The sequence below is a fragment of the Pseudomonas sp. OVF7 genome (assembly GCF_030644265.1).
GTDB classification, from domain to species: domain Bacteria; phylum Pseudomonadota; class Gammaproteobacteria; order Pseudomonadales; family Pseudomonadaceae; genus Aquipseudomonas; species Aquipseudomonas gorinensis.
Window position 1 is genome coordinate 5669985 of sequence record NZ_CP128996.1, and the last position, 18997, is coordinate 5688981.

Below are 18997 nucleotides of genomic sequence, written 5' to 3' on the forward strand. Positions count from 1 at the left end.
GTGCCTGTCAGCCGGCATGTCGCACCCATGCACGATAGTGCAGGTTTTTTCGGCATGGGAGCGCGGCGACGTTGGCCTTGACGGCAGCCAGTCACGTGGCCGGTATGGCGAGGGTATAGGGCTTGATCGTGGGCATCTGCGTTAAGTTTCCGTATTCCATCGCCTTGCGTGATACTGGACCGGCCCCACATCCGAAGTCTTCCCGTAATCGCAGGTCGAGCGGCTCAAAGGATCATGGATAAACCTAAAGACGCCTCTTTTGCCTATCAGTCGGTGTACCGCTACCTCGTCGAATGGATCGAAGCCAGCCCTTCCCAAGGCGAACGCAAACTGCCGTCCCTGCGCCATTTGGCCCAACGCCTGGGCGTGTCGGTGTCGACAACCAAGTACGCTTACTCGCTGCTTGAGGATCAAGAACGGATCTACGCCAAACCCAAGTCCGGTTACTTCACCCGGTGGATACCGGCGCCTTTATCGACTGAACACTCGCCCAACCTGCTCGACCAGGTGTTCGCCAACGCGCGCCAGCCCGGCATGTTGGCCCTGAGCAGCGACGCCCCGGCGATGCTGCTGTCGCTGGAAAACCCTTTACTGATGATAGAGCGCGAAATAGCCCGCCAGTACCCGCGCTCACTCACGCCGCTGTACCTGCCATTCGGCGAGCCCGAGTTGCGCACGGCGTTGGCCGAGCGTTACACCTGCTCCACAGCCCCTTACTGGCAGGCCGAACAGGTGTATATCGGTTCAGACCTGCACACTGTGCTGGACGTGTCACTCAGCGCCCTCGAACTGCGAGGTACGGTGGCGCTGGTGGAGTCGCCGTGTTCGTGGGCGATCCTGCGCCAGTTGCAGGCGGCGAATATCCGCGTGATCGAAGTGCCCCTCGGAGCAGACGGGCGCTTCAACATGCCGGCCTTCCATGAATTGCTCAAACAGGAGCCGATTCGCCTGGCAGTGCTGTCATCGACGGTCAACATACCCCAGGGTGGCGTGGTACCGGCGCAAGACAAGCAGCAGGTCTGCCGCTGGCTGGCAGAGCGGGATATCTGGTTGTTCGAGAATGACACCTACGGCGAGCTGTATTTCGAACCTCGGCCCGCGCGCTATCGCGACTATGCCGACCCGCAAAGACTGGTGGTGTTTTCAACCTTCGACAAGGTGATCGGCTCGGAAGCGCCCTACGGTTATGTACTGTGTCGCGGGCAGGCGCCGCACTTGCAGCGGCTGTTTATGGAGCGCGGGTTTCGCCTCTCGCCGATCCGCCAGAAGGCGATCGCCAAACTGCTTACCTCCAAGCGTCTCGACCAGCACTTGGTGATGCTGCGGGCGGCGTTGCTGGAGCGCATGACGCGCATGAAAGCCCTGCTGGAAGCACTCGGCGAATGGCAAGTGGTCGAGCCGCGTGGGGGCGCGAGTTTCTGGTTGCAGACCCGTCGCACGGTCGACATGCGCTGGGTATTCGAGCACCTGCTGGCCCAGCGCATCGTCATCGCCCCTGGAGAACTATTCAGCCAGCAAGGTACCTGGAAGCAGTCTCTGCGCCTGAGCTACACCCTCGACTGGAGCAAGGATATCGCCCAGGCTGTGAGGCAGCTGGCCCAGGCAATTCGTCAAAGCCCGTAACAGTGCCGAGCTTCTGGGAAGCGACCGTGGCGCACGTCTTCGGCAAACCGCTCGCACGCATCACGAATCACCGCGCTGACATCCGCGTACTGTTTGACAAAACGCGGCAGGTGCTCGCCGCCCAGTCCCAGCACGTCTTCGGTGACCAGTACCTGGCCGTCGCAGGCGGGCGAAGCGCCGATGCCAATGGTGGGCATGGCCGAGTCCAAGGTGATCTGGCGTGCCACGCCTTCGGCCACCCCTTCCAGCAACAGGCTGAAGGCGCCCGCCTGCAGGCTGGCACGGGCATCGTTGCTGACCACTGCTGCGGTCTGGGCCGTGAGGCCCTGGGCCTTGAACCCACCCATCACGTTGACGAACTGTGGCATCAGCCCCACGTGGGCCATCACCGGAATACCGCGTGCCACCAGGAACTCAACCGTGCCTGCCAGCGCTTGGTTGGCCTCCAGCTTCACAGCATCGCAGCCGGTACGCACCAGTACCTGGGCGCAATTGCGAAAGGCCTGTTCGTTGGATTCCTGATAACTGCCAAATGGCATATCGGCGATGACACACGCCAACCGCGTGCTGTCGACCACGGCGCGGGTGTGGCCGATGATTTCTTCGAGCTGCATGCTCAAGGTCGAAGCCCGGCCATAGCCGACCATGGCCGTGGAGTCACCGACCAGGATGAAATCCACGAGCGGGTCGATCAGCTTGGCGATGGAACTGGTGTACGCCGTGAGGGAGACGATTTTCTGCCGGCCTTTCATGGCGACCAGTTGGGGCACGGTCAATCGTTTGGTACGGGTGTGGAGGCTCATCTTTTCTTCCCTATGCCGTTCAATACTCGGGGGATTGCAGGGCCCGATTATTGGCGAAAGGAAAGGCGATTCAATGCACAGATCGGCGTGAAAAAGCGACCCAGGGAACGGCCGCGGTTTTTAAGCTGGTATCATCCCGAGCCTGTACCAACCGGGTAAGACGACATGAACCGCCAGAAAAAACTGCAGCAGCTATTCAAGGCCAAGGCGAAAAAGGCCAGTGCCAAATTGGCGCCGAAAAGCAAAGACAGATACATCAGCAAAGCAGAGCGGGAAAAGCTGGCGGCTGAAGCCGCTCAGGCGCCAGACATTTCCCCTGAACGTTGACTCAGCAACCGCTCAACGCCACCTGCGGCCGCTCACCGGCAAAGAAAAACGGCCGCAAGCGCACACCCACGCTATTGCCGATAAACGCCGCCACCAGCCAAACCCAGCCATGCAGGCTGCCCGAGGCGATACCGCTGAAGTACGCGCCGATATTGCAGCCGTAGGCCAGGCGTGAGCCGTAGCCGAGCAACAGGCCACCGATCACCGCCGCTACCAGTGAGCGTGCCGGGATGTTCAGGCTGGGAGCGAAACGCCCGGCCAGGCCGGCCGCCAGCAGCGCACCGAGGACGATGCCGATGTCCATGACGCTGGTGATGTCTTCCCACACTGGCGCGGCCAGGGCCTTGGCGTTGCCAGGCATTTGCCAGAACGCCCAACTGGCCACATCCACCCCCAGCCCGCTCGCCGCCTTGGCCCCCCACAACGCGAACGCCGACGTAATGCCCCACGGCCGCCCGGCCAGGGCCAACGTTGCGTAGTTGAGCAGCGCCAGGCCAATCGCGCCCCAGACCAGCGGCCACGGCCCGCGCAGGAAGCGGCGCAGCCCTGGGTGTTCGCTGGTCACGCCCGCTTCAAGCTGACCATGACGGGCTTTTTCCAGCCGCACAGTCACCACCGCGATGAGCGCAAATACCGCCAGGCTCATGAGCAAGGCCGGCACCACGCCGAAGCTTTTGACGATGGACGTCGCGGGGAACGCAGGCAGCGCAAACCACCAGTCCACATGGTGCGTAGCTATCAACGAACCGCAAATGAAGAAGAACAACGTCACCAACATGCGCGCATTGCCGCCGCCCACGGTGAACAGAGTGCCCGACGCACAACCGCCGCCCAGTTGCATGCCAATGCCGAAGATAAATGCGCCAAACACCACCGACACCCCGACCGGCGCCACCAGCCCGACCACCGGTTGCCCGAACAACGTGCCTGCCCCCAATGCCGGGAAGAACAGCAGCACCGCCACCGCCAACATCACCATCTGCGCGCGCAGGCCGGCGCCACGCCGATCATTGATAAATACGCGCCAGGCCGAGGTGAAGCCGAACGCCGCGTGATAGAGGGTCAAGCCCAGCGCCGCGCCGACCACCAGCAACAGCATCTGGCGCACGCCGACGGTGTTTTGCAGGAACACGGCGCCCACCAGCAGGATGATAAACGCCACCAGGGGCGCAAGCGGTTTGCGCGCAGGGGTCAGGGAAAGAGAGGTGCTCATGGGGATCTCGGTTCGGGTGAAGTTGGACGATTGCGAGGGGGCGAGTATAAACCCAGGGGCGGCTTATCTTTGGAGTATTCATGAGTTTGCTCGGAACCTTCCGCTCCCTGCGCAGCGTCAACTACCGCATCTGGGCGGCGGGTGCACTGGTCTCCAATATCGGCACCTGGATGCAGCGCACCGCCCAGGACTGGCTGGTACTGACCCAGCTCACCCCGCATAACGCGGCCGCCGTCGGCATCGTCATGTCGTTGCAGTTCGGGCCGCAGTTGCTCTTGCTGCCCTGGACGCCGACCACTATGACCAACGCAAGTTACTGATCGTCACCCAGGCGGTCATGGGCATGCTGGCGCTGATGCTGGGGGTGTTCACCATCACCGGTTTTGTCGAGCTGTGGCATGTGTATGTGTTCGCGTTTTTGTCCGGTTGCGCCTCGGCTTTCGATGCACCGGTGCGACAAATCTTCGTCGCGGAGCTGGTGGGTGAGAAGGATTTGTCCAATGCGATCGCGCTCAATTCCACCTCGTTCAACATGGCGCGCCTGATCGGCCCGGCCGTAGCGGGCTTGACCATCGCATCGGTAGGCACCGGATGGGCGTTCCTGCTCAATGGCACGAGCTTTTTTGCGGTGCTGGCTTCGCTGTTTTTCCTGCGGGTGTCCGGCCAGCCGGTGAAGGTACGCGCGCTGCGCTCCAAGGGCAGTCTGACCGAAGGGCTGCGCTATGTGTGGGCGCGACCGGACTTAAAGGCGATCCTGCTGATGCTGTTCCTGATCGGCACCTTTGGCATGAACTTCCCGATTTTCATCTCGACCATGGCGGTCAGCGTGTTCCATGCCGATGCCCGCGCCTACGGCCTGCTGAGCTCGACCCTGGCCATCGGCACGATCGCCGGCGCCCTGCTCGCCGCCGGTCGCGAACGCCCGCAGTTCAAGTCGCTGCTCACGGGTGCAGCAGTGTTCGGCGCGGGCTGCACGCTGGCAGCCCTGGCTCCGAACTACTGGTTGTTTGCCGTGGCGCTGGTGATTATCGGCGTGGGTGCGATGACCTTCAGCAACACCACCAACAGCCTGATGCAGCTCAGCACCGACCCCGTCATGCGCGGCCGCGTGATCGCCTTGCGCGTGGGCGTCGCCCTGGGCGGCACGCCGATTGGGGCGCCCATCGTCGGTTGGGTAGCCGACCACCTGGGCCCGCGCTGGGCGCTGGGGGTGGGCGCGTTATCCGGTGTGCTGGCGGTGGGCGTGGCGCTGTATACCCTAAGGCGCCAGTTGCACCGGCCGAAGTAGCGTTGCAACAGCCTTCTTGTATAGGGGGGTGGGGTATGCAATGATCCGCCGCATTATAGGTAGGGGGGGTATGCCGTGGGTCATCTAGCCGCAAACAAAGACAGCCTGATCAAACGCGTCAAACGCATCGCCGGGCAGATTCAGGCGCTGGAAAAAGCGCTGGAGTCAGACGCCGACTGCGCCAAGACACTGCACCTGGTGGCCGCCACGCGCGGTGCTATCAACGGTTTGATGGAAGAGATCATCGAGGACCACGCCAGGGCGCATGTGGCTGACCCGTCACTGAGTACAGAGGCGCGCAACCAGGGCGTCGAAGAATTGCTTGAAGCCATTCGGCGGTACTCCAAATGACCCTCATGAATGGCCAGGCACACGAGCATGTCTTCCTGGGGGCTGCCCACGACGAGAACGCCCGGCGCACGCTGTGGGTGGTGATACTGACCGTGGTGATGATGGTGGCGGAAATTGCCGCTGGCGCCCTGACCGGTTCCATGGCCCTGCTGGCCGACGGTTTTCATATGGCCACCCATGCGGGCGCATTGGGCATTGCGGCGGCGGCCTATGCCTACGCCAAGCGCCATGCGAACAGCCCTCGCTACAGCTTTGGCACCGGCAAAGTGGGTGACCTGGGCGGCTTCGCCTCGGCGCTGATCCTGGCGCTGGTCGCCCTGGGCATCGGTATCGAATCGTTCATGCGCCTGCTCCAGCCGACCGAAGTGCAATTTGGTACGGCGACCCTGATTGCTATCGTCGGGCTGGTGGTCAATATCGTCAGTGCGTTGCTGTTGGGCCATGGGCATAGCCACGGCCACGGCCATGACCATGATCACGACCATCACCACCACGGCCACGATAACAACCTCAGGTCAGCCTACATCCACGTGCTTGCCGATGCGTTGACCTCCGTGCTGGCGATCGCCGCATTGCTGGCGGGTCGGTACCTGGGTTGGGTATGGCTGGACCCGGTGATGGGCATCGTCGGCGCCATCGTGATTGCGCGCTGGGCCTGGAGCCTGATGGGCGTGACCGCCGGCGTGTTGCTGGACCAGACCGACGAACACGTCGCCGCCGAGATCCGCGAACTGGTGGAGCAACCCGGCGATGCAACGATTACCGACCTGCACGTCTGGCAGGTCGGGCCCGGTGTGCATGCGGCCATCGTCAGCGTGGTCGGCCAACCGACAGCGGATGCCGAGAGCATTCGCCTGCGCCTCAAGCCGGTCCATGAAGTGAGCCACCTCACGGTTGAATTTCGTGCCGCGTAGCGGCGCCCCTTGACGGTATCCCCAGGTGAAATCTTGGCTAAAGAAATCGAAAACCCGTGTGTCTCGACCTGCCAGTTGAGTGGCGAGTTGTGCGTCAGCTGCGGGCGGACCAAGGACGACATCCGTAAATGGAAACGGATGAAACGCCCCGAGAAAATGGCCGCCGTACAGCGAGCGACAGCGCGCTTGAAGGCGTTGAAAAAAGGCAAGTAACGCTGGGCGTATCGCTCAACCCAGCATCACGTACGCCCCACCGAACCCGTCACCGGCAGGTTGCCGAGTAATTTGAGCCCGGTACTCTTCACGAAGGTGTCGTAGTCCATCGGTTTCTGGATACGGGTTTCGGCATTGGGCAACACGTAGGCCCAGGCGCGTTTGCTTGAGGCGTCGTACACCAACTTGAACAGGCGCGTCGGCACCCAGACCTTGTTGTCGCCGATGGTGCTGTAGCCCGCATCGAACAGCGGCCCGGTGAACACATACACGTCGCCGCCCGCGCGCTTGGCAAACTTGCGCACATCCGCTTCGACCTTGCTCCAGATCTTGCGGTTGTTGGTAGGGTCTTGCGGCACCATGTTCGACAGCGCGAAAGACTGTGCCATGGCATGGGCATTCGGCGCGTCGGCGGCTGGGGATTGGTGGCCACGGTCCATCGCCGGGTGCTGGCTGCGGTAGTCGCTCAACTCGGCGCGCCCACCTTTGGGAATGCGTGGGTCGGGGTAAAACTGGTTGGTGCGCTCCTCGCCTTTGGCGTCGTTCAACTGGGCGGCATTCAGGCGCTCGACCACCACCAGCGGGGTCTTGCTGGTTTGCGAATAGAGCACCGCGAAGTGGTCGGAACAGAGGGCCATTGGCCTCATGCTGGCGGGCACCGTGGCCGTGTTGATCGGTGTCGCGGCGGGGAAGAGTTCGGCGCAACCGTCAAACGAGATACGTTGCTGCGTGGACGTGTAGGGGTTTGCCGGGCCGCGAGCGTCTACGGCGGTAGAGACTAAAACGAGGGCTGCCAGCCCGACTGCAATGTTGCGTAGGTACATGCTTTAGATCTTAAGGTGAGGGTAAACGGATGAGCGCGAATGATCGCGCGGGGCGTATGGACCCTGATAAATCCGTTTGGTGCCGCAGGCTTACCGATCTTGTCGCGCTCCGCTCCCCTATCGCGCTCACCCGAAGGTTCAGTGAGACACTATTGCAACGCCGGACCGTCGCCCAGGCTTGAAGCCGTGGTCACGCGCGCCCCACGCGATCCCCAGCGCCACGCCGATCAACACCAGCATCGCCCACGGAAATGCCCCCACGCCCCAGCGATCGAGTAATACGCCACCCACCACACCGCTGGCGGCAATGGCGCTGTTCCACGCCACGACGTTCAGCGACAACGCCACATCGGCGCCATCGCCCGCCGCGTCGGCCAGAGCCGTTTGCAGCAAAGTGGCGGCACCGCCGAAGCTCAGGCCCCACACGGCGACGCCAAGGTAGATCACTTCAGGCACGTTGCCCAATACGCCAAACACCAGCGCAATCGCGGCAAACACCACCAGGCTGACCAACACCGTCTGGCGCAATAACGGCTCGACCAGCTTGGCCGTCAGCCAGATCCCCACCAATGCCGCAATGCCGAATACCAGCAACACCAGGTCCACCCGCGCGGCCAAGCCTGCCCGCGCCACGAACGGGGCGATGTAGGTATAGAGAACGTTGTGCGCGAGCATCCAGCTGATCACCACCGCCAGTACCGGCCTGACCCCTGGCGTGGTGAGGACCTTGCGCAACGGCAGGCGTTGGTGCGCGGGCTGTGGCGCATAGTCCGGGACTTTCACCAGCACCCAAGCGATCAACACCAGGGTCAGTACCGACATCAGGCCAAAGGTGGTACGCCAGCCGACCAGGCCGCCAAGCCAGGTGCCCAGCGGTACACCCAGTGACAGCGCAATCGGGGTACCCACCATCGCCAGCGCCAGCGCCCTCCCCTGCTGATGGGGCGCGACCATGCGCCGGGCGTAACCGGCCAGCAGGCTCCAGGCCAACCCCGCGGCGACCCCGGCGAAGAAACGCGCCACCAGCGTCACACCGTAATGGGACGACAATGCCGTGATGGAATTGAACAGCAGGAAGCCGACGATGGTCAGCAGCAGCACATTGCGGCGGCGCCAACCACGGGTGGCTATGGTCATGGGGATCACCGCCAGCACCGAGCCCAGCGCATAGGCGGTGACCATCTGCCCGGCCATGGACGGGGAAATCCCCAGGCCATCGCCGATCAACGGCAACAGCCCGGCCGGCAGGGTTTCGGTGACGATGCAGATGAAACCGGTCATGGCCAGCGCGAGCAAGGCGCCGATAGGCAGGCGTTCAGAAGACGCGGATACGCAGAGTGAGGGGGTCACGGGAAACTCCTTGAGGCAATTTAGATACTGATCGATACAAATGTTGCGGGCAGCTGTCGCACGTTGTCAACGACTTATGTATCGACTAGTATTTATCTGGTCCGCCAAGGGAGTTTTATGAAATGGCACAAATGGGCCGTCCCCGTACCTTCGACCGTGACCACGCCGTGGAACAAGCCATGTACCTGTTCTGGCAGCATGGCTACGACGCCACGTCCCTCGCCCAGCTCAAGGCCGGCCTGGGCGGCGGTATCTCCGCACCGAGTTTTTATGCCGCATTCGGCTCCAAGGAAGCGCTGTTCGATGAGTGCGTGCAGCGCTATCTGGCAACCTACGCTCAAGTGACCGAATGCCTATGGGATGAAAGCCTGCTGCCGCGCAAAGCCATCGAGACCGCATTGCGCCAATCCGCGCGCATGCAGTGTGAAGACGGGCATCCCAAGGGGTGCATGGTGGCATTGGGCGTGATGAGCGCACCAAGCCCGGAGAATGCGCGGGTGGCGGATGCATTGACCCAGTCCCGTATGAGAACGCGGGCAGGGATCGTGGAGTGTGTCGAACGTGGAATAAGCTCAGGGCAGCTGCCGGATACGATTGCCGCGGTGTCGATGGCGGCGGTGTTTGACAGCTTCTTGCAGGGCATTTCGATATTGGCGCGGGACAACGTGCCCCACGCAACCATCGATGCCGCCATCAGCCACATCCTGCTGACGTGGGACATTGCCGCCGCTACCGCACCGCCCATCCGTGCGACGGCTGCACAGCAGCCCTAGCCCATCCGGAAGCGCTTGCTACAACTCAGGGCGTTGAGGCGCTCATCAAGAGAGCGCTTTGTGCCCGTGGTCAATGTACGTCCGTAGCCAGACTGAGCGCGTGGATCTTGTCGACGATCTGCCGTGAAGCCTTGCGGATTGCCTTCGTCGTGTTGCCGGCGATATGGGGTGTCAGTTGGGCGTTGCGAATGCCTGCCAGCGGCGAGTTGAAGCGGTCTTTTTCCTGGGCGAAGGTATCGATGGCGACCGCTTTTATATGCCTGGGAAATGCCGTCATGAAGCTTGCCAACTGGGCTTCGTCGACAATGTCACCGCGAGCGGTGTTGATCAGTATCGAACCTTGGCGCATCTGTCTGAACTCGGTAAGGCCGAACAGGCCTCGGGTGAGCGGTGTCAGCGGTACGTGGATCGAGACCACATCGGCCTCCCCCAACAATTGCTCGAGGGTTTCTCGTCGCTCAAGCCCAAGGCTGCGCGCGACCTGCTCCGTAAAGCGTTCTGAACCGGTGGCGATGACCCGGATCCCCAGCGATCCGGCCTTGCGCGCGACCTCTTGAGCAATGCTGCCAGTGCCAACCACGCCTAACGTGAGTTCGCAGAACTCAAGGCCGGGCGCCAAAGTGCCCTTGGACCAGTGACCACTGTGCGTCTCGGCGTTGTAGTGATCCAGGTCCCGAGATAAAAACAATGTCTGGGCCACCACGTATTCGGCCACAGCTACCGCGTTGGAGGCCGGCGTGTTCAGTATCGTCACGCCACACCGTTCAGCCTCTTGCCGGTCGATATGGTTAACGCCTGAACCGGCCTGGGCGATGGCGCGCAGTGGCGTTGGCAGGGTCGGTGATGCAGCGGCGCGGATCAGTTTGCTCTCAATGGGAATATTCAGGCGCGTCTTGAACACGCTATACCCCCCGGCCTCAGTCACGGCGTCGATGAAAGCTTGCCTGTCGTGGCCATTGATCTCGGTGTATCGGATGCGCTCGCCGTAGTGCTTGCGGATACTGTTTTTATCCGTGAAATAGTAGAGATTCAGGGTGACGACCAAGCCCAACTCAAGGAATCGGTCGATTTCCTCGAATAGCAACGGCGGGCCGGGTGCATCCAGTATCAGGGTGGTGAATGCCATGCATTTTGGTCCTCTTGGCTGATAGAGGCTGGGTTCATGCGCCTTCAAGTATGGAGTTGAACTGACTACATCCAGGCTTGAATTAATCATGACCCTGTTTTTCGACAAAGGCCCCTTTTGGAATAAAAAGCGCAGTGTGTGCACTTACGCTAAAACAACAACCGCGAAAAATCACAGCACCTCTGCGCCATCCGCGCCACGTCCTGGTTCAAGCCGAATTGGCGGTCCACCCGGTGCAATGCCACGTACTGGATACTCGGCAACTCCGGCTGCGTGACCAGCGCGCGTAATGCGCCGTGCTCGATCAGATGGGACAAACAGGCCTTGGGCAAATAACTCACGCCGATCCCCGACAACGCCAAGCCCACCTGCACCAGCAGGTTATGGCTGGTGAGGGTCCGCGGCATCTGCACGTTGTGCGCGGCCAGCCAACGCTCGTAGATTAAGCCGGTGCCCGACTGCGAACCCTGGGTCAGAACGGTGTAATCGGCCAGCACTTCCAGGCTTACAGGGTCGGGCTGGGGGATCAGGCCTGGCGCGCAGATCCAGGCGTTTTCTACGCATTGCAGCGCCGTGCTGTGAAAGCGCGGGTCGCTGTAGACGTCCGGCACGATGACCAAGTCGAGTTGGTCGCTTTCCAGCTTGCGAAACAGTTCGCTGCTCAGTTCCACTGACGGCTCGATCTGCACCTTGGGGTAGGCCTGACGCAGCGCATCCACCAGCGCCGGCAGCCAGGTCAATGCGGTGAGTTCGGTGACGCCGAGGCGAAAACGGCGCACCAGCACTTCGCGGGCGCTGACCCGTTCGAGCAGTTGGTCGCGGCTGTTGAGCAGGTCGCGGGCGTAGTCAAGCAGCTCACCGCCCTTCTCCGTCAGCCGGGCGTTGCGCTTGCTGCGGTCAAAAATCTCGACGTCAAAGGTGTCTTCCAACTCCTGGATGCGCTTGGAGATGGCCGACTGAGACATGTTCAGCTTGTTCGCCGCCGCTTCAAAGCTGCCGAGTTCGGCAATCCAGTACAGCGCATCGATTTGCTTGAAGGTGATCATCGCGGCCAATTCATGAGAAAAAGCGATGCTATCACATCATAAAATATCGCTAAAACTCTTCGATCATCACTCCTAAGATCCAGCCATAGCCCATTGCTATCTAACAATTCTGGAGATTTGCCATGTCCTTGCCCGGTTCACGCATCCTTCCCAACGCGCCCATGGCCCCGGCCGAACTGGTCGAGGCGTTTGGCCATGTCGTCACGCCGCATATCAGCGACAACCTCGGCCGTCATATCGGCGCCCGTGGCCTGACGCGCTACAACCGCAGCGGCAAGCTGGTGGGCACGGCGATCACGGTCAAGACCCGTCCCGGCGACAACCTGCTGATCTACAAGGCCATGAGCATGCTGCAACCGGGCCATGTGCTGGTGGTGGACGGCCAGGGCGACACCAATAACGCGGTGATCGGTGAACTGGTCAAGCTCTACGCCCAGCAGCGTGGTTGCGTGGGGTTTGTGATTGACGGCGCGATTCGCGATGTCGCCAGCTTCGAGGACACCCCGTGCTACGCCCGCGCCGTGGTGCACACCGGCCCGTACAAGACCGGCCCCGGCGAAGTGAACGTACCGGTGTCTATCGGCGGCATGGTGATCAACCCCGGCGACCTGCTGGTGGGTGATGAAGACGGCCTGGTCGCGTTCTCCCAGGCCGACGCCGCCGAAGTACTGCGCCGCGCCGCACAACATGCCGAGCACGAAGAAGCGGTCAAAGCAGAAATTGCCAGCGGTGCAGTGCGCCAGAGCTGGATCGACAAGGCCCTCAACAATGCCGGCCTGGTATGAAGGAGTCCGAGATGAGCACTGCATTTTTGTCGGACCGTGTCCTGGGCATTGCGCCCTCCCCCAGCATTGCCGCCAACGCCCTGGTCACCGAGTTGCGCGCCCAGGGCCGCGACATCGTTAACTTCACCGTGGGCGAGCCGGACTTCGACACCCCGGCGCATATTCTTGAGGCCGCCAGCTTGGCGATGCACAGCGGTGATACCCATTACACCGCCACCACCGGCACCCTTGCCCTGCGCCAGGCCATCTGCCTGAAACTGCAGCGAGATAATGATGTGGTGTATGGCCTGGACGAAGTCGTCGCCGGTTGCGGCGGCAAGCACATCATTTATCACGCGTTGGCCGCCACCTTGAATCGCGGCGATGAAGTCATCGTGCACACGCCGTATTGGGTCTCGTACCCGGACATCGCACGGCTCAACGATGCCACACCGGTGATCATCCCGGGCGATGAAAGCCTGGGTTTCAAGCTGTCGCCCGCCGCGCTCGAACAGGCGATCACGCCACACACCAAATGGGTGATCCTCAACAGCCCGAACAACCCCAGCGGCGCGGTGTACAGCGAAGCCGAGCTGCTGGCCCTGGCGCAGGTTTTGCGTCGTCATCCCCATGTGCTGGTCATGGCCGATGAGATCTACGAACACTTCGTCTACGGCGACGCCCGGCATGTGCCGTTGACACGCCTGGCGCCCGATCTCAAGCCACGCACGCTGATCGTCAACGGCGCGTCCAAGGGCTACGCGATGACCGGTTGGCGCCTGGGCTTTGGTGCGGGGCCGGCCTGGTTGATCGCGGCCATCGCCAAGTTGCTGTCACAGACCACCACCTGCCCCAGCTCGTTGAGCCAGGCGGCAGCGGTGGCCGCGTTTGCGGGTGATCAAGCACCTATCGCCGGCATGCGCGAGGAATACCAGCAACGCCGCGCGCGCATTCTGGCGCTGCTTGAGGGCATCCCCGAATTGAGCATTACACCACCGGATGGCGCGTTTTATGTATTCGCCAACGTCAGCGGCCTGATGGGCAAGCTCACCCCCCAAGGCGATCGCCTCGACAGCGACACCCAACTGGTGGACTACCTGTTGCGCGACTACGGCCTGGCCACCGTCAGCGGCGCGGCCTACGGCATGTCGCCGTATGTGCGCCTGTCGTTCGCAAGCTCGCTGGACGTGATCGAAGAAGGGTGCCGTCGCCTCAAAGACGCATGCAACGACCTGCGCTGACGGCCACCCGTAACACCCGGCGACCAGCGGACGGCCGCCTTTTGACTGCCTAGAACAACAACTTAAAAATCATTGATCTCAAATGAGGCACTCCCATGCACACGCCCCGCATCGCGCTGGTCTGGCAAATCATGATCGGCTTGCTCGCCGGTATCGCCATTGGTGCCCTGCTGCACCGCTTTCCCGAATCCCGGCCGTGGCTGGTGGACAATGTCCTGCAACCGGCGGGCGATATCTTTATCAAGCTGATGAAAATGATCGTGGTGCCCATCGTGTTTTCCTGCATGGTGGTGGGCATTGCCGGGCACGGTGACGGCAAATCCCTGGGCCGTATCGGGGTCAAATCCCTGAGCTATTTTTTCTGCATCACCACCCTGGCGATCATCATCGGCCTGGTCATGGGCAACCTGCTCAAGCCCGGCGCTGGCACTGAACTGTCCAGCCTGCACGCGGCGAATATCACCCTGCCCACCAGCAACGGCGCTGGTCATAGCCTGGGGCAGATCATCGTCGGCATCATCCCCGACAACGTGGTCAACGCCATGGCCCAGGGCAGCCTGTTGTCGGTGCTGTTTTTTGCGGTGATGTTCGGCCTGGGCGTGGCGCGCTTGCCCGCCGAGCGCAAAGACCCGGTCATCGCGCTGTTGCGTGGCGTCAGCGACGCGATGTTCAAGGTCACCTCGATGATCATGGCCTACTCGCCCATCGGCGTGTTCGGCATGATCGCCGTGACGGTGGCCAACTTCGGTTTCAGCTCGTTGCTGCCGCTGGCCAAGCTGATCATGGTCAGCTATGTGGCCATCGCGTTCTTTGTGCTGGTGGTGCTCAACCTGGTGGCGCGCGTTTGCGGGATCAACCTGTTCGCGCTGATGCGCCATATCAAGGATGAACTGGTACTGGCCTTCTCCACCGCCAGCTCGGCGGCGGTGATGCCGCAATTGATGAAGAAACTCGAAACCTACGGCGTACCGCCTTCACTGGTGAGCTTTGTGGTACCGGTGGGTTACTCGTTCAACCTCGACGGCGCTTCACTGTTCCTCGGCATCGGTACCCTGTTCGTCGCGCAGTTGTATGGCATTGATTTGAGCCTGGGCGATCAGGCCTTGCTGGTGGTGACCATGGTGCTCACCTCCAAGGGTGCGGCCGGGGTACCGGGGTTCATGTTCGTGATTCTCTCGGCCACCCTGGCCAGTGCCGGTTTGCCGTTGGAAGGCATCGCGTTTATCGCCGGGGTATACCGCTTGATGGAGATGCCGACCACGGCGCTGAATGTGCTGGGCAATGCGTTGGCGCCGTTGGTGATTGCCAAGTGGGAGGGGCGTGAGGTGCGGGCTGGGCAGCAGCAGAAAGCGCAAAATGTGCAGATGGAATGAAGCGACTACGGTGCTTCTGTGGTAAGCGGGCCTGTTGTGGCGAGCGGGCTTGCCCCGCGTTGGGCTGCGAAGCAGCGCCAATAAAGGCACTGAGATTTTCCGATTAGAACTCATAGGCTGATTTTGGGGCCGCTTCGCGTCCCAACGGGAGCAAGGTCCCTCGCCCCAGGTACAGTGTTCGCCCTTAACTGACTGGCATCGGGGCAAGTCCGCTCATACAAAAGCGCCACATTTTGACCTCGCCACATCGAATAAAAGCGCTCCGAAGAGCGCCTTTATTCATTCCAGCCTTACTGCTCGCTGATGGATTTCACCTCAGCCTTGGCAGCACCGCCAATCGCAATGCGCTTAGGCTTGGCTTCCTCGGGCACGATCCTGAGCAGATCGATGCTCAGCAAACCATTGGCGAGCTGTGCGCCCTGCACTTCAATGTGGTCGACCAGGCGGAACGACAAACGGAACGCGCGCTGGGCGATGCCTTGGTGCAGGTAAGTGATACCCTCATCGTGTTCCCGCTTGCCGCCGGCGACGGTCAACACGCCTTTCTCCACCTGAATATCCAGGTCGTCCTCCACCAAGCCTGCTGCCGCGATCACGATCCGATAATGATCGTCACCGTGCTTTTCGACGTTGTGTGGCGGATAGGTGGTACCGGCCTCGCTGCGAAGCGCCGATTCGAACAGGTCGTTGAAACGGTCAAAGCCCACGGAGTGACGGAACAGTGGGGCCAAGGAAAGAGTAGTAGCCATTGCAAAATCTCCTGAGTTTTCTCCAAGTGATTTGATACGCGACCCGCATTCGGCATCGCGTAATCCCTAGGTAGGTTCAGGCGGAAAAATTTCAAGCGTCACCCTAAAAAAATTTTTCCGTGCGTTTTTGGGCTGCTGGCACGCCGGGTGTTCGTCAAATTCAAGGCGAAAAAAAGCCTGCATCGCTGCAGGCTTTTTCCTATCTGGCTTCACGACCTGGACTCGAATAGAAAAATAAGTACCTGTTTTCCAATAAAATTGTGCTGATCTCCAAAATCTTTACCCCTACTATTATCCTAATTAAGCCCGGATTTTATACAAACTCTTTGGATCCCCATGAGCACGGCAATCCGAACTGTTGAGTTGTGACAGGAAACCAATCGGCCAGAAGGACAGTTGAGATTTACCCCGATAAGAACAATTGTTCAATTTGTGCTCGGTTTCAGCATCGATGGACATGGCGATTGGGTCAGGACCTCTCTCCGCGAGCTCCCTTCGACCACAACGCCGCCACCAGGCAGCCGATGCCAGCCCCACCCATCACCAGCGCCATGCCCTTCGGCGTTCCATCCGCCAACCAGCTGACTAATGCTGCGCTGAAAATGCCGCTGCCGTAGTGCATGGCCCCGACGAGCGACGAAGCAGAACCCGCTCTGTGGGGAAAGAAGGCCAACGCGCCCGCGACGGAATTGGCGACGATAAGCCCGTTCATGGACATGTAGAAAAATATGGGGATGACCAAGCCCCAAATCCCACCCCAACCAAACAACACGCAAACACTGAGCACCACACCGAAAAAAGCCAACGTCCATGCGCCGCGATAGAAAAGCTGCTCGCTACTCATCCGGCTCAGCAATCGGCCATTGATGAAATTGGCGATCATCATGCCGACGATATTTACCCCGAACAGCCACCCGTAGGCCTGAGGTGACACCTGGTAGAAGTCGATGTAGGCGAACGGTGTTCCGATGATAAACGCGTAGGCACCGCCGTAAAAAAATCCGCCCGACAACGCGTAGCCGATCAGCCGAGGATCGCGGATTAGCTGCAGATAAGTGGCAAACGTATGCCGCAGTGGCTCACGCGTTCTGTGCTTGGGAGGGAGACTCTCTGGCAGCCTGCCGAACGAAAAGAGCGTCACCAGCCCGACGATAGCCAGTGCCCAAAAGATTGCCGGCCACGACCACAGCAACAGGATCTGGCCGCCAACCAGCGGGCCGGCAATCGGAGCTACGCCCATGATCAAAATCAGCGTCGAAAGCATCTTCGCCGACTGTTCCCTGCCGTACAGGTCGCGCACCATTGCCCGCGACAGCACCGGCCCCACACAGGCGCCCAGTGCCTGAACCACCCGCCACACCATCATTTCAGTAACTGTCGTCGACAGCGCACAGCCAACCGAGCCGATGATGAAAAGGACCATCCCAATAAGGATCGGAAACTTGCGTCCAAACCGGTCGCTGATTGGCCCCCATATCAACTGGCCAAGGCTGAACCCGATCAGGAAGGCGGAAAACGTCAGCTCAACGCCCGCTGAATAGGTATGCAACGCGCGACTAATGGCGGGCAGGGCAGGCAGATACATATCAGTAGAAATCGAGGCGAACGACATCAACGCACTCAGGTTAAGCATCAACCGCACGTTGTTGGTTGTGCGCGGCACGTCCGATGGGCTGCCAGCGTTGCGTTCTGTCTCGGCAGGGCCAAGAGATGACATGGAATTCGCCTATAGCCGGTAAGTAGCTCGCCAGCGTAAGTGTTACTGAATGTTCGATTAACCCCTTAATCCCGCAAGGGGAAATGAGCACTGCTCATGAATGCCCCGGTGCATCAGCGCTTGCAGCGACGGAGCTTCGGATTGATTAGTTCTCTTCATATGTCCTTGCCGTTTTACCCGGGTAGTCCAATCGCAGGTCATCACTTAACGTCCTCCCATCGAGGTTGCAGCCGAGTGACTGCAACCCTCCCCCACCTTGGCTCAAGGGCCAGGCGGGTTTGCTTACGCCGGGAGAGAACGCAATGCAAAAGCGCTATTTGGGCAACAGTTCGTTAGAAGTCTCGGCCCTTGGCCTGGGCTGCATGGGCCTGAGCCACGGCTATGGTCCGGCCACGAACACCCAGGATGCCGTGTCCCTGATCCGCGCCGCCGTGGACCTGGGCGTTACCTTCTTTGACACCGCAGAGGTGTACGGCCCCTACTTGAACGAAGACGTGGTGGGGCAGGCCTTGGCGCCCGTGCGCGATCAAGTGGTGATCGCCACCAAGTTTGGTTTCACCTTTGGCGCGGACAACAAACAGCAGATTCTCAACAGCCGCCCAGAGCATATTCGCGAGGCCGTTGAGGGCTCGCTGCGGCGGCTCAGGACCGATTACATCGATCTTCTTTACCAGCATCGGGTCGATCCGGATGTGCCCATCGAAGACGTTGCCGGCACCGTCAAAGCCCTGATCGCAGAAGGCAAAGTGAAGCACTTCGGCCTCTCGGAAGCAGGCGCACAGACCATCCGCCGAGCGCACGCCGTGCAACCGGTCACGGCGCTGCAAAGTGAATATTCGATGTGGTGGCGAGAGCCCGAGTTGGAGATTTTCCCAACCCTCTCCGAGCTGGGCATCGGCTTCGTACCGTTTAGCCCGTTGGGCAAAGGTTTTCTCACCGGTGCTATTTCAGCCGACGCATCGTTTGGCAGCGATGACTTTCGCAGCGTCGTTCCACGCTTTGGCCAGGAGGCGCTGCAGGCCAATCAGAACCTGGTCATCCGACTGCGCGAGATCGCCGCGCAAAAAGGGGTAACCCCTGCGCAGATCGCCCTCGCCTGGCTGCTCGCCCAGGCGCCGTGCATCGTACCGATTCCGGGGACGACCAAGCTGCATCGCCTTCAAGAAAACATCGGCAGTGCGTCGGTCAACCTTACCGAAGCGGAGCTGGAAGCCATCGCCTGCGCCTTATCGCAGATCAGCATTCAAGGTGACCGCTACCCCGAGGCGCTTAAAGCGCGTGTCGGACGCTAAGGGAGGCTGA

At 60.9% G+C, this 18997-nt stretch carries 18 protein-coding genes and 1 pseudogene; 11 read left to right on the plus strand and 8 right to left on the minus strand.

From position 1 onward, the window contains the following. Window positions 1-234: 234 nt before the first annotated feature. Window positions 235-1623, plus strand: coding sequence for a PLP-dependent aminotransferase family protein (locus QU606_RS25710; protein WP_304997776.1), 1389 nt, complete (start codon window positions 235-237; stop codon window positions 1621-1623). Here the strand turns inward: QU606_RS25710 and panB are convergent. Continuing rightward, window positions 1611-2426: a 3-methyl-2-oxobutanoate hydroxymethyltransferase gene (gene panB / locus QU606_RS25715; protein WP_304997777.1), complete on the minus strand. Its 816-nt coding sequence runs from the start codon at window positions 2424-2426 to the stop codon at window positions 1611-1613. The genes QU606_RS25710 and panB overlap by 13 nt on opposite strands. Before the next feature lie 165 nt (window positions 2427-2591). Here panB and QU606_RS25720 point away from each other — a divergent pair, with 165 nt between their 5' ends. Further along, on the plus strand, window positions 2592-2753 hold the full coding sequence (locus QU606_RS25720) for a DUF2986 domain-containing protein (RefSeq protein ID WP_024076576.1): 162 nt from the start codon (window positions 2592-2594) through the stop codon (window positions 2751-2753). Between the two features lies 1 nt (window position 2754). Here QU606_RS25720 and QU606_RS25725 read toward each other — a convergent pair whose 3' ends face one another. Further along, window positions 2755-3966, minus strand: a complete 1212-nt coding sequence (locus tag QU606_RS25725) for a YeeE/YedE family protein (protein WP_024076577.1) — start codon at window positions 3964-3966, stop codon at window positions 2755-2757. Between the two features lie 80 nt (window positions 3967-4046). Here QU606_RS25725 and QU606_RS25730 point away from each other — a divergent pair. From QU606_RS25730 to QU606_RS25745, 4 genes and pseudogenes are all read left to right on the plus strand, one after another. Further along, a pseudogene (locus tag QU606_RS25730) lies at window positions 4047-5254 on the plus strand (MFS transporter). 75 nt (window positions 5255-5329) lie between these two features. Continuing rightward, window positions 5330-5605 carry a metal/formaldehyde-sensitive transcriptional repressor gene (locus QU606_RS25735; protein ID WP_024076579.1) on the plus strand — a complete coding sequence of 92 codons (276 nt, stop codon included), beginning with the start codon at window positions 5330-5332 and terminating at the stop codon, window positions 5603-5605. Continuing rightward, window positions 5602-6519, plus strand: coding sequence for a CDF family Co(II)/Ni(II) efflux transporter DmeF (gene dmeF, locus QU606_RS25740; protein ID WP_304997778.1), 918 nt, complete (start codon window positions 5602-5604; stop codon window positions 6517-6519). Before QU606_RS25735 ends, dmeF begins: the two co-directional genes overlap by 4 nt. A 33-nt stretch (window positions 6520-6552) precedes the next feature. Further along, window positions 6553-6732 (plus strand): DUF1289 domain-containing protein, encoded by a 180-nt coding sequence (locus QU606_RS25745; RefSeq protein WP_024076581.1) that lies wholly within the window; start codon window positions 6553-6555, stop codon window positions 6730-6732. Between the two features lie 26 nt (window positions 6733-6758). On the opposite strand, the gene QU606_RS25750 is transcribed toward QU606_RS25745, so the two are convergent. Then, entirely contained in the window at window positions 6759-7556 is a 798-nt protein-coding gene (locus QU606_RS25750) for a DNA/RNA non-specific endonuclease (protein WP_069076156.1), read from the minus strand. A gap of 138 nt (window positions 7557-7694) precedes the next feature. Further along, a complete protein-coding gene (locus QU606_RS25755; RefSeq protein WP_069076155.1) occupies window positions 7695-8906 on the minus strand; it encodes an MFS transporter in 1212 nt (403 codons plus the stop codon). Between the two features lie 122 nt (window positions 8907-9028). Between QU606_RS25755 and QU606_RS25760 the strand changes: the two genes are divergently transcribed. Continuing rightward, a complete protein-coding gene (locus QU606_RS25760; RefSeq protein WP_304997779.1) occupies window positions 9029-9679 on the plus strand; it encodes a TetR/AcrR family transcriptional regulator in 651 nt (216 codons plus the stop codon). A 70-nt stretch (window positions 9680-9749) separates the two neighbouring features. Here the strand turns inward: QU606_RS25760 and QU606_RS25765 are convergent, their stop codons facing one another. Next, window positions 9750-10805 (minus strand): D-isomer specific 2-hydroxyacid dehydrogenase family protein, encoded by a 1056-nt coding sequence (locus tag QU606_RS25765; RefSeq protein WP_304997780.1) that lies wholly within the window; start codon window positions 10803-10805, stop codon window positions 9750-9752. 149 nt (window positions 10806-10954) lie between these two features. Next, window positions 10955-11851, minus strand: coding sequence for a LysR family transcriptional regulator (locus QU606_RS25770; protein WP_024076586.1), 897 nt, complete (start codon window positions 11849-11851; stop codon window positions 10955-10957). A 122-nt stretch (window positions 11852-11973) separates the two neighbouring features. On the opposite strand from QU606_RS25770, the gene QU606_RS25775 reads away from it, so the two are divergent. From QU606_RS25775 to QU606_RS25785, 3 genes are all read left to right on the plus strand, one after another. Further along, a complete protein-coding gene (locus tag QU606_RS25775; RefSeq protein WP_024076587.1) occupies window positions 11974-12636 on the plus strand; it encodes an RraA family protein in 663 nt (220 codons plus the stop codon). Window positions 12637-12647: 11 nt separating this feature from the next. After that, on the plus strand, window positions 12648-13856 hold the full coding sequence (locus tag QU606_RS25780; protein WP_150054504.1) for a pyridoxal phosphate-dependent aminotransferase: 1209 nt from the start codon (window positions 12648-12650) through the stop codon (window positions 13854-13856). 95 nt (window positions 13857-13951) lie between these two features. Next, window positions 13952-15229 (plus strand): cation:dicarboxylate symporter family transporter, encoded by a 1278-nt coding sequence (locus tag QU606_RS25785; protein WP_024076589.1) that lies wholly within the window; start codon window positions 13952-13954, stop codon window positions 15227-15229. 290 nt (window positions 15230-15519) lie between these two features. Here the strand turns inward: QU606_RS25785 and QU606_RS25790 are convergent, their stop codons facing one another. Both QU606_RS25790 and QU606_RS25795 read right to left on the minus strand, forming a co-directional pair. Further along, the gene (locus tag QU606_RS25790; protein WP_024076590.1) at window positions 15520-15978 is read right to left on the minus strand and encodes an Hsp20 family protein; all 459 of its coding nucleotides are present in this window, start codon (window positions 15976-15978) and stop codon (window positions 15520-15522) included. Between the two features lie 469 nt (window positions 15979-16447). After that, the gene (locus QU606_RS25795) at window positions 16448-17695 is read right to left on the minus strand and encodes a Bcr/CflA family multidrug efflux MFS transporter (RefSeq protein ID WP_304997781.1); all 1248 of its coding nucleotides are present in this window, start codon (window positions 17693-17695) and stop codon (window positions 16448-16450) included. 302 nt (window positions 17696-17997) lie between these two features. Between QU606_RS25795 and QU606_RS25800 the strand changes: the two genes are divergently transcribed. Then, window positions 17998-18987, plus strand: coding sequence for an aldo/keto reductase (locus tag QU606_RS25800; protein WP_304997782.1), 990 nt, complete (start codon window positions 17998-18000; stop codon window positions 18985-18987). Window positions 18988-18997 lie beyond the last annotated feature (10 nt).